8 protein-coding genes and 3 tRNA genes are annotated in these 10068 nt (G+C 44.7%); 1 reads left to right on the top strand and 10 read right to left on the bottom strand.

The window, feature by feature from the left end; all coding sequences use genetic code 11:
* From QWY27_RS09740 to QWY27_RS09695, 10 genes are all read right to left on the bottom strand, one after another.
* Positions 1–572, bottom strand: a 572-nt coding sequence (locus QWY27_RS09740) for a GTP-binding protein (RefSeq protein ID WP_290197127.1), incomplete at its 3' end; no start/stop codon positions are given.
* Positions 573–656: 84 nt separating this feature from the next.
* Positions 657–731 (bottom strand) — tRNA-Thr (locus QWY27_RS09735).
* 178 nt (positions 732–909) lie between these two features.
* Positions 910–983 (bottom strand) — tRNA-Gly (locus tag QWY27_RS09730).
* Positions 984–1020: 37 nt separating this feature from the next.
* Positions 1021–1107 (bottom strand) — tRNA-Tyr (locus QWY27_RS09725).
* Positions 1108–1249: 142 nt separating this feature from the next.
* The gene (locus QWY27_RS09720; RefSeq protein WP_290197126.1) at positions 1250–2866 is read right to left on the bottom strand and encodes a rhodanese-like domain-containing protein; all 1617 of its coding nucleotides are present in this window, start codon (positions 2864–2866) and stop codon (positions 1250–1252) included.
* On the bottom strand, positions 2863–3768 hold the full coding sequence (locus tag QWY27_RS09715) for a ParB/RepB/Spo0J family partition protein (RefSeq protein ID WP_290197124.1): 906 nt from the start codon (positions 3766–3768) through the stop codon (positions 2863–2865). Before QWY27_RS09715 ends, QWY27_RS09720 begins: the two co-directional genes overlap by 4 nt.
* An 11-nt stretch (positions 3769–3779) precedes the next feature.
* Positions 3780–4601, bottom strand: coding sequence for a ParA family protein (locus QWY27_RS09710; RefSeq protein ID WP_435433474.1), 822 nt, complete (start codon positions 4599–4601; stop codon positions 3780–3782).
* Positions 4574–5239: a 16S rRNA (guanine(527)-N(7))-methyltransferase RsmG gene (rsmG, locus tag QWY27_RS09705; RefSeq protein ID WP_290197122.1), complete on the bottom strand. Its 666-nt coding sequence runs from the start codon at positions 5237–5239 to the stop codon at positions 4574–4576. Before rsmG ends, QWY27_RS09710 begins: the two co-directional genes overlap by 28 nt.
* A 17-nt stretch (positions 5240–5256) precedes the next feature.
* On the bottom strand, positions 5257–7170 hold the full coding sequence (gene mnmG, locus QWY27_RS09700; RefSeq protein ID WP_290197120.1) for a tRNA uridine-5-carboxymethylaminomethyl(34) synthesis enzyme MnmG: 1914 nt from the start codon (positions 7168–7170) through the stop codon (positions 5257–5259).
* A 491-nt stretch (positions 7171–7661) separates the two neighbouring features.
* Positions 7662–8804 (bottom strand): AbrB family transcriptional regulator, encoded by a 1143-nt coding sequence (locus tag QWY27_RS09695; RefSeq protein WP_290197118.1) that lies wholly within the window; start codon positions 8802–8804, stop codon positions 7662–7664.
* On the opposite strand from QWY27_RS09695, the gene QWY27_RS09690 reads away from it, so the two are divergent.
* A complete protein-coding gene (locus QWY27_RS09690) occupies positions 8789–9958 on the top strand; it encodes a methionine aminotransferase (RefSeq protein WP_290197117.1) in 1170 nt (389 codons plus the stop codon). The genes QWY27_RS09695 and QWY27_RS09690 overlap by 16 nt on opposite strands.
* Positions 9959–10068 lie beyond the last annotated feature (110 nt).

Raw genomic sequence — 10068 nt, 5'->3', positions numbered from 1 at the left:
ATGGCCTGCTCACCGAGCTCGCCTGTGTCGCCTTCGAGGGCGAGCTTAGCTGAGCCCTTGACGATTGGCGTGTCATCGCCTGGGAAGTCGTACTTGGAGAGCAGCTCGCGCACTTCCATTTCGACCAACTCAAGCAACTCGGCATCATCAACCATGTCGGCCTTGTTCAGGAACACGATGATGTAAGGCACGCCCACCTGACGCGACAACAGGATGTGCTCACGCGTCTGGGGCATTGGGCCGTCAGCGGCCGAGACCACCAGGATTGCGCCGTCCATCTGTGCGGCACCGGTGATCATGTTCTTGACGTAGTCGGCGTGGCCGGGGCAGTCAACGTGCGCGTAGTGACGGTTAGCCGTCTCGTACTCGACGTGAGCGGTGTTGATGGTGATACCGCGCGCACGCTCTTCAGGAGCGGCATCGATCTGCGAGTAGTCTTTTGCTTCGCCACCAAACTTCTTGGACAGAACAGTCGTGATCGCTGCGGTCAACGTCGTTTTGCCGTGGTCAACGTGGCCGATTGTGCCGACGTTTACGTGTGGTTTGGTACGTTCAAACTTGCCTTTTGCCATGGCTGACTCCTGACCTGAGCTGAAGCTAATGTGATTGAAGAAATAAAATTTTTGTACTAGCGGCGCTATATACTGAAAATCTTCTGGTGCCCATGACGCGGATCGAACGCGTGACCTCTCCCTTACCAAGGGAGTGCTCTACCACTGAGCCACATGGGCGCATTCGCCGGGCATGCCCCACGAACCTAAAATTTGTCTAACTAAATTGCCTTACTATTTAACTAACTTACTATTCATTACTAACGGACTTGTATGACGAATATCGTTTTACAGCCCGTTTAAATACTAATACCTGATACTTAGTTACTCTCACTGCCTAGGTACCTGCACTTGCCGCTGGAGCGGGTGAAGGGAATCGAACCCTCGTCGTAAGCTTGGAAGGCTTCTGCTCTACCATTGAGCTACACCCGCCCATATCGAGTTTGCGTCCGTCTAAACAGTCGCCTCTTGGTGGAGAAGGTTGGATTCGAACCAACGTAGGCGCAAGGCCAACAGATTTACAGTCTGCCCCCTTTAACCACTCGGGCACCTCTCCACAAGAGAACCAACGATTATGAACGAACATTTCCTTATTGTCAAGACCTTAGCCTTCTTATATGACAGTTTGGCTTCATATTCGACAGATGTAGGTCTAAATGCGTTCGCTCACTAAGAAAATCTTTTTCTTTGGGTCTTTTTTAATGTGGCAACTTGAAAGCCGCTTTTTCTTGTTCATCGATTTGCGCAAGCAAATTCATTTCCCAGGCTAAATATTGTCTGGCTGCAGCTTTATTTCCGTCATGCCTGTCATGAACAAAGAATAAGTAATCTATACATTCCTTGTCTGACGGGTGTTCGGGTGTTGACCTGACGCTGAGTTTGACTTGCGACCATTTTGAGGGAGGGTCAACATTAAAACTTACACTTTTGGCGCCTAGTTCCACGAGATCCTTTGTTGCGAGTTGAGCAATGATCTCTTCCTCAGCAAGGACAAGGATCGCTTGGTCTTTTATCTGAGCTGACATCGAATGCAATAAAGGTCGAATTGTCCAGACTGCATTTTGTATATGAGCTTCTCGATATTTCATACTCGGCCGCATATCTAACACTCGTGCGCCTGCCTGTATTTGCTGAGAGATTTGTTCAGCAGCTATACGTTGAGCAGTGATTGTTTGACCCACTAATGCTTCGGAATGTTTGGACTCACTTTGATTGGTGTGTTCTGTTGACCATTGATGATTCAATGCACCATCCCAAACGGCGACATCCCAACCCAACATGGCGAGCCACGATGCCATTGCAGGTGCCCGAACATTTTCCTGATCAAACACAACGATGCGTGCGCCTTTTGTTCCGATATATTGATCCGTTGCCTGAACCAGCTGTCCACCGGGGGTGTGTTGCGCTCCCTTGACGGTTTGCTGAGCAAACTCCTCTGGCGTACGAACATCGCATAGGTATGTTGTGCGGTCTTTTTCCTTTAGCCAACGCTCTACCGTTGCACCATCGACAAAAGCAATCTTATGTTTAAGCGCGAGTTCGCGCGCGCGCTGTTGCTTTAAAGAAAGTGTGTGTGTGTCAATGGTTTCTGGATGCTTGCTTGTTTTGCCATGCTCAAGTTTCAGATCAGCTAAATACCAACCTTGCGTTCCGTTTTCAAGCGCCAATATTTTATTTGGCAAGCCTAAATTAATAAGTGTCTGTGCGCCAATGATGCTACGGGTTCTACCTGCGCAATTGATGACGATTGTTGTATCAGGATTTTTGACAATGTCGTCGATTCTGAGTGCGAGCTCACCATTGGGGCAACACATTGCCGTAGGGATGCTCATTTTTTTAAACTCTTGATAAGGCCTACCATCCAAAACAATCACGTCTTCTTTATTGGCAATTTTTTCATTTAATTCCAACGCAGATATTCTTGGTGTGTTGAAGGCGTGCTCCGCCAACTCTCCAAAGGCTTTACTTGGCAGATTGACACCGGCAAACACTTCGTATCCAGCCTGTCGCCATGCCGCGACACCGCCATCTAGGATATGTACTTGGCTATAGCCTAACTCAAGGAGTCGTTGATTCGCTTTAATCGACAGATCATTCTTTGAGTCGCCCACTAACACCATTCGAACATTTTTTCTTGGCGCCAGTCGCAAGACCTCGGACTCTAATTTGCTGTAGGGCGTTGAGACTACGTAAAAGAGATGCTCCTCCCCATATTGACCATGCTCCCTAACGTCCAAAAGTGCGATCTCTCGTCCGTCATGTAACCATTTCTTTAACAAGGTGGGGGACACAAAGGACGGTGTTAATGGTTTCATATTAATTCTTCTTTTAATTGCATTTTTTCAATCAGTGCCGAGCAATGTTCCCAGCCATGAAAATCGATGACCAATTGTCCACGTCCTTTTGATCCGATTTTTAATGACACTTTAGTTCCGAGTTGATCAGAAAGCGTTTCTTCCAGTCTGCTCACATCACGCGCACTTCCGCCATTTGTACGCTTTGGTTTTGCGCTTGTTTCTGTTGCTGTGCGTGCGACGAGCTTCTCTGCTTCCCTCACAGAAAGTCTTTTCGCAATAATTTGATTGGCCAATTGAATCTGGGTGGCACTATCGACTGCAAGCAATGCACGCGCATGTCCCATATCAATGTCCCCAGCTAACAACATCGTCTGGATGGGTGTTGCTAAATTCAACAACCTGAGAAGATTGCTTGTTGCAGATCTTGAGCGTCCAATTGCTGTAGCTGCCTGCTCATGTGTTAATCCAAACTCATCTAATAGTCTTTTAACTCCGTGCGCCTCTTCTAAAGGATTGAGATCCTCTCGTTGAATGTTTTCAATCAACGCCATTGCCGCCGCATGTTCATCGGCCACCTCTCGCACAAGCACAGGCACTTCTGTCAAACCCGCTAATTGTGCGGCTCTGAAGCGTCGTTCGCCAGCAATAATTTCGTAGCGCCCATTTGTTTCAGCAAGTGGGCGAACTAAAATTGGTTGCATTATTCCTTGTGAGCGTATTGAATCCGCAAGCTCTGCGAGCGCACCTTCATCCATCCTTGTTCTGGGCTGATATTTTCCAGCTTGTAATTTTGTAACTGACAGTACATTTGGAAGTGTTTTTGTTGTTTCTGTCTGTCCAAGCTGACTCAATCCAGGTGCATCAGCACCCAATAGTGCTTCAAGTCCGCGGCCCAGTCCTTTCGGTTTTTTAGTGACCATTTTCTTTTCCTTTATTCTACTTTCTGACGCAAGCGTTCAATAACTTCCGCACCAAATGCGATGTAGGCTTGGGCTCCTCGTGAACTTGGGTCGTATACAACTCCTGGCATGCCATGGCTGGGCGCTTCGGCAAGTCTGACATTTCTGGGTACGACGGTTTTGAAAACCTTGTCTCCAAAGTGTGCTTCCAACTGTGCTGATACCTGTTGTTGAAGTGTGACTCTGGGGTCAAACATCACTCTCAAGAGCCCAATCAAACTTAATTCAGGATTGATGTTGCGATGTACGCGTTTAATTGTGTTGACCAGATCGGATAAGCCTTCCAATGCAAAGTACTCACATTGCATTGGAATGATGACGCCATGTGCCGCGGCGAGTCCATTGAGCGTTAAAAGAGAGAGTGTCGGTGGACAATCGATCAATACAAAATCATATTCTTCAGCAACGAGATCGATCGCTTGTTTAAGTTGCAGCTCTCTTTTTTCCATGCCGACCAAATCGATTTCTGCACCAGATAGTTCTCGATTCGCAGGCAACACATCATAATGACCTGTCTCTGAACGTAACCGAGCTTCTTTAATTGTTGCGGCACCAATCAACACATCATATAAATTATGTGCAAGTGAACTTTTATCCACACCGCTCCCCATGGTCGCATTACCTTGAGGGTCTAGATCTATCAGTAATACACGTTGTTTATGTTTAGCAAGTCCCGCAGCAAGGTTGATTGCTGTTGTCGTTTTCCCGACTCCGCCTTTTTGATTTGCTATACAAAAAACACGCGCGCTTCGTGATGTCATTTCCGTCATTGTGTTCCTTTTTGATTCATCCATACTAAGCATCGCTGTGCGTTGAGCTGCGGAACAAGCAATGATTGAATCGATTGCACCTTCCAGTTTGTTTCTTTTAGTAAGTCTTCTATTTCTTCTGTGGGTTCTTTGCCTTTCATGGCGAGTAAGTATCCCTTTTCATCGACATGGTGGCCTGCCAGATTCGCAAAATCTTTTAGACTCGCAAATGCGCGTGAAGTCACGACATCGTATTTCTCGCTCACCATGTTTTCCACTCGCGCGTGCACGGCCTGTAGATTTTCTAATTTCAATACGCTAATCATTTGTCTGACAAAGGACATTTTCTTTTCAACCGTATCGACACAGGTCACTTTTGCATTTGTCATCATGATCGCGATCACGACGCCCGGCAAACCTGCACCCGATCCTACGTCCAGAACTTTGATACCTTTTTCCTCCTGCGCCATCCTCAGTTTATTTAAGATCGGCACGACTGACAGGCTATCAAAAATATGTTGAATCAACGCTTGTTCAGCATCACGGATTGCCGTGAGGTTATAGGTTTTGTTCCACTTTAATAGTTGACTTAAATACTCAAGTAATTGCGTTTGCTTTTTGTCAGACGGGTTTAGCTCGAGTGCTTGGCATGCTTGTTTCAAATGTTCCGCATGCTTAGCCATAGACTGTGGTGTTTCCATCAAATAGCTTTGTTTGTCTGACCGTAATGATGTCGTTTCAAATGAATAAGTAAAAGCGATATGGCTGCGGGTGTTATTCCGGAGATTCTCGATGCTTGTCCAATTGTTTCTGGTCGATGCGTTCTGAGCTTTTGTCTCACCTCAAACGAGAGGCTTGTGATTGAATCAAAATCTAATGTTTCGGGTATTTGGTGAGACTCATAAGATTGTTGGCGTTCTATTTCTTCTTGTTGCCGGGCAATATATCCCTCGTATTTAATTTGAATCTCAACTTGTTCCGCTCTTTCACCAGGTGGAAGCCCAGTGCCAAGATCAACTTGCTCGTGAAGCTGCATACTCATGAGGTCCTGATAAGAAACGTTGGGGCGCTTCAATAAATCAGAAAGTAAGTACTCACGCGCAATTTCTTTTCCAAGTGCGCTTTCTGCTGCCTGCGGACTTAGCATTCTTGGATTAATCCACGTTGTGCGAAGTCTTTGGATTTCTTTTTCTACGGCTTCATGCTTCTCGTTAAAAGCCTTCCAACGCGCATCATCGACAAGATTGTATTGTCTTCCAATTTCAGTGAGTCGCCAATCAGCATTGTCCTCTCTTAAGCTTAAGCGGTATTCCGCCCTGGAAGTAAACATGCGATATGGCTCCGTCACTCCCTTGGTGACTAAATCATCCACTAATACCCCCATGTAAGCTTGATCTCGACGGAGTAATAATGGACTTTTTTCCTGTGCATACTGTGAAGCATTTATTCCTGCTAACAAACCTTGCGCAGCGGCCTCTTCATATCCGGTTGTTCCGTTTATTTGCCCGGCAAAAAACAATCCCTTTATAGACTTCGTTTCAAGCGAGCTTTTTAATTCCCTCGGGTCGAAATAGTCGTACTCAATTGCATAACCGGGCCGAACAATATGAGCTTGTTCTAAACCCTTAAGCGAGCGGATGAGCTCAAGCTGTACATCAAAAGGAAGAGAGGTTGAAACACCATTGGGATAAACCTCGTGTGTATCTAATCCTTCTGGCTCTAAAAATACCTGATGAGCGTTTTTGTCTGCAAAGCGATGAACTTTATCTTCAATTGACGGACAATAGCGTGGCCCGACACCTTCAATCACTCCGCTATACATAGGAGAACGATCCAACCCCCCACGAATAATATCGTGGGTTCTTTCATTAGTATGTGTGACCCAACAAGGTATTTGCCTGGGATGTAAAGCAACATTGCCTAAAAATGAAAAAACGGGGATAGGATTTAAATCTCCCGGTTGTTCTTCAAGCACTGAATAATCAATTGTCCTGCCATCAATTCTTGGTGGGGTCCCTGTTTTTAACCGCCCTTGGGGCAGCTTCATTTCTTTGAGCCTGCGGCCGAGTGTTGTTGATGAAGGATCACCCGCACGCCCTGCAGCATAGTTTTCTAAACCTACATGTACCAAACCATTTAAAAACGTACCTGCTGTCAAAACTACCGTTTTCGAGCGGAACAACACCCCTGTTTGAGTGACAGCACCTGCAATGCGATCGCCTTCCAAGATCAAATCGTCAACGGATTGCTGAAATAACCATAGGTTTTCTTGATTTTCTAAACGCGTCCTAATGGCTTTCCTATACAAGACACGGTCTGCTTGTGCACGGGTCGCGCGTACCGCAGGTCCTTTAGAGGCATTTAAGATTTTGAACTGAATGCCCGCTTCATCGGTAGCAATCGCCATTGCCCCACCCAAGGCGTCAATCTCTTTTACTAAATGGCCTTTTCCAATACCTCCGATTGACGGATTACATGACATTTGCCCAAGTGTTTCAATGTTATGGGTCAAAAGTAAAGTTTTAGATCCACTTCTTGCTGAGGCAAGCGCGGCTTCAGATCCGGCATGGCCGCCACCAACAACAATTACATCAAAGAATGTGGGGAAGTTCATGAGCGTTTCACCTAACAATTAGCATCTATTATATGCGCCACTTGTTTCACGTGAAACAACGCACTTTTGTTTTCACTTTATTTTCTTTGATCAACAACATGAATGTGACTAGCTGAAAATCCTCGATGCACAAAACATACTGTGACTATCAATCTAAGAAACACTCTACAGGTAAAAACTTTAATAAACTTTTTTTAAGAAAGTCATAATCGGTGTTAGCTAACTTGTTTCACGTGAAACAATCAAGTGCCACTAGTCTGAAAGAAAGGGGGATGTTTCACGTGAAACATTAAATGGTCACGTCCACCAATAAGAAAAGTAGAAGAACCGCTATGTGGATAAAGCTGTTAATAACTACGGTAAAACAGCTTGATAACAAGTGAATAAGTTTCAAAAAAAATAGTCATCTAATTATTATCGTTAATAACGCTGTGGATAATGCAGGTATAAGATGTGGATTGAGTATGAATAATTACGCTAGTCAGATGAAATTATTCAGAAATATTTGCAAGCTTTTTAGATTGAAATCTAGTTACTACGTATACATATAAAGGACCGGTCAGCAAAACCACGCCTACCATCCTGGATACTTGAAACGCCGTTACAAGCGGGACGCCAAGCTGGAGCACTTTTGCTGTAATGGCCATTTCCGCAATACCACCAGGCGCAACACTCACAGCTAAAGAGGATAAAGGTACGTTTGAAAATTGAGCAAGTAAAAGGGCATAACCGAAAGCCAGGACAAGCGCCGTCGCACTATAAATAAAGACGTAAAGAAGAAAGCGGGGTGCTTTCTTGAAAAAACCGGGACGGAAACGATCTCCTAAAGACCAGCCTATAGACAACTGTGCGAGAAGAGAAAGCCAAGAAGGTACGTTTGAAAAATGTATTTCATTCATGGTTAAGGCCATTGTCACGAACATCGGCCCCAACACCCAAGCATTCGGTATTTTGTTCCGATACGCAATATAACCACCTGAGACGGTTAATAAACCAAGAATCAAAAAGCCCTTCAGGTCAAAATATTTTTGATCAAGGACGCTTGGATCAGCTCCTGCAACGTTGAAAATTTGACAAGCAAAAGGAACTGCAATAACAACCATGATCAAGCGCAAAGTGTGAGCACTTGCTACCAAATCGGGCCTTACTTTATAACGTTCAGCAAGAACCGTCATTTCATTTGCACCACCAATGGCAGATGAAAACCAGGCCGTTTTTAGATCAACTTGGCCAAAGCGGTAAAGCAAAACCGTACCGTACACAGCAAGCAAGAGAGCCAAAATAAGTCCGGCAATCATTGCTAACCAATGACTAGATACAACTGCAACAACTTGGGGCGTAAAGTACAGGCCTAAAGTCAAACCGATGACCCATTGACCAAAATTTCGAAACGGGGAATAACTGCTAACAGGAACCGTCATCAAACGCAGCGCTGCCACAACGAATAAGGGTCCCAATGTCCAGGGAAGGGGAATACCGATCCACTGTGCAGCAAACGCTCCGCTAAGCGAGGCAATAAAACCGATGACCAACTTCCAAATCAGCTTCACAAGCACATAACCAAAAAAAATGCGTATTATCGGAAAAACAATCGTATTTACAAGCTGACAATTACACCATGCAAATTCGTTCAAAATTGCCTGATATTGGTACAACGATCTTTACAACCATGAGCAAGATGGCGAGCGATTACAACGCCATCAATCTTGGTCAAGGGTTTCCAGACTTCAATGCTGATGCGGCTTTATTAGACTTAGTCACAAAGTCTATGCAAGAAGGTCATAACCAATATCCGATGATGACTGGTGTAGCGAGCTTGAGAGAGGTCATCAGTCACAAGGTACATAGTCTGTATGGACGTTTGTACGATCCAAACACGCAAATCACTGTCACAAGTGGTGCAACAGAAGCAATCATGTCTGCTGTGCTTTCGACTGTTTTTCAGGGTGATGAAGTCATTGTTATCGAACCCTGTTACGACTGTTATGTACCCGCTATACGTCTGGCTGGTGGAATCCCTGTCAGAGTTCAGATGTCAGCACCAACATCCAGTCAACCCTTCTTTGCCGTAGATTGGAACAAGGTTAAATCGTGTGTTTCTAGCAAAACACGCATGATTATCATCAACTCACCTCATAATCCGACTGGATCTGTGTTTTCAGAAAAAGATTTTGAAGCCTTAGAAGCCATCGTAAACAATACCAACATCATCGTATTGTCTGATGAGGTCTATGAACATATTGTTTTTGATCAAAAAACACATATCAGCGTTGCTTCTAGACCAATGCTTGCAGAACGAGCTTTTGTCATTTCTTCTTTTGGTAAAACAACTCACACGACGGGTTGGAAGATTGGTTATTGTTGTGCACCTGTCGCTCTGACAACAGAACTTAGAAAGGTACACCAGTTTGTTGTTTTTACTGTGCCTTCACCATTCCAACATGCACTTGCGATTTATACAAAAAATCCACAAACCTATCTGTCTTTGTCGAATTTTTATCAAGAAAAAAGGGAACAACTTATACAGGGACTTGCAAAAACACGCTTTAAAACACTCCCATGTCCAGGGACTTACTTTTTACTTGCTGATTACAGCGAGATTTCTAAACAGTCAGAATCTGAGTTTTCCATCTGGCTTGCCCAAGAACATGGCGTTGTGGTCATACCGGTTTCAGCGTTTTATGCAACGCCTGAACATCCAGACTCAAATCACAACATTGTTCGTTTTTGCTTTGCAAAGAAAGAATCAACTCTTGATCAGGCAATAGAACGATTAGTAAAAGTTTGATCAGAACTTCACGTCTCGTTATCGATAAATGAATTTAAACATGAACAAATTGTTTTGTGTTGCGATGTGAAGTCTTGGTTTTTTAAGAGTTGGCGGTAACGGTGTAGTGC

Source organism: Zwartia vadi (assembly GCF_030410375.1).
GTDB lineage: Bacteria > Pseudomonadota > Gammaproteobacteria > Burkholderiales > Burkholderiaceae_B > Zwartia > Zwartia vadi.
Note: the sequence above shows the minus strand (reverse complement) of the source record. Positions and strands in the feature narration are given on the sequence as shown.

What these genes read in the sequence shown, in the direction of transcription:
- QWY27_RS09715 (WP_290197124.1), bottom strand. Translation starts at nt 3,768, where the DNA reads ATGGTCACTAAAAAACCGAAAGGACTGGGCCGCGGACTTGAAGCACTA.
- rsmG (WP_290197122.1), bottom strand. Translation starts at nt 5,239, where the DNA reads ATGGCTAAGCATGCGGAACATTTGAAACAAGCATGCCAAGCACTCGAG.
- mnmG (WP_290197120.1), bottom strand. Translation starts at nt 7,170, where the DNA reads ATGAACTTCCCCACATTCTTTGATGTAATTGTTGTTGGTGGCGGCCAT.
- QWY27_RS09710 (WP_435433474.1), bottom strand. Translation starts at nt 4,601, where the DNA reads ATGGATGAATCAAAAAGGAACACAATGACGGAAATGACATCACGAAGC.
- QWY27_RS09720 (WP_290197126.1), bottom strand. Translation starts at nt 2,866, where the DNA reads ATGAAACCATTAACACCGTCCTTTGTGTCCCCCACCTTGTTAAAGAAA.
- QWY27_RS09690 (WP_290197117.1), top strand. Translation starts at nt 8,789, where the DNA reads ATGCAAATTCGTTCAAAATTGCCTGATATTGGTACAACGATCTTTACA.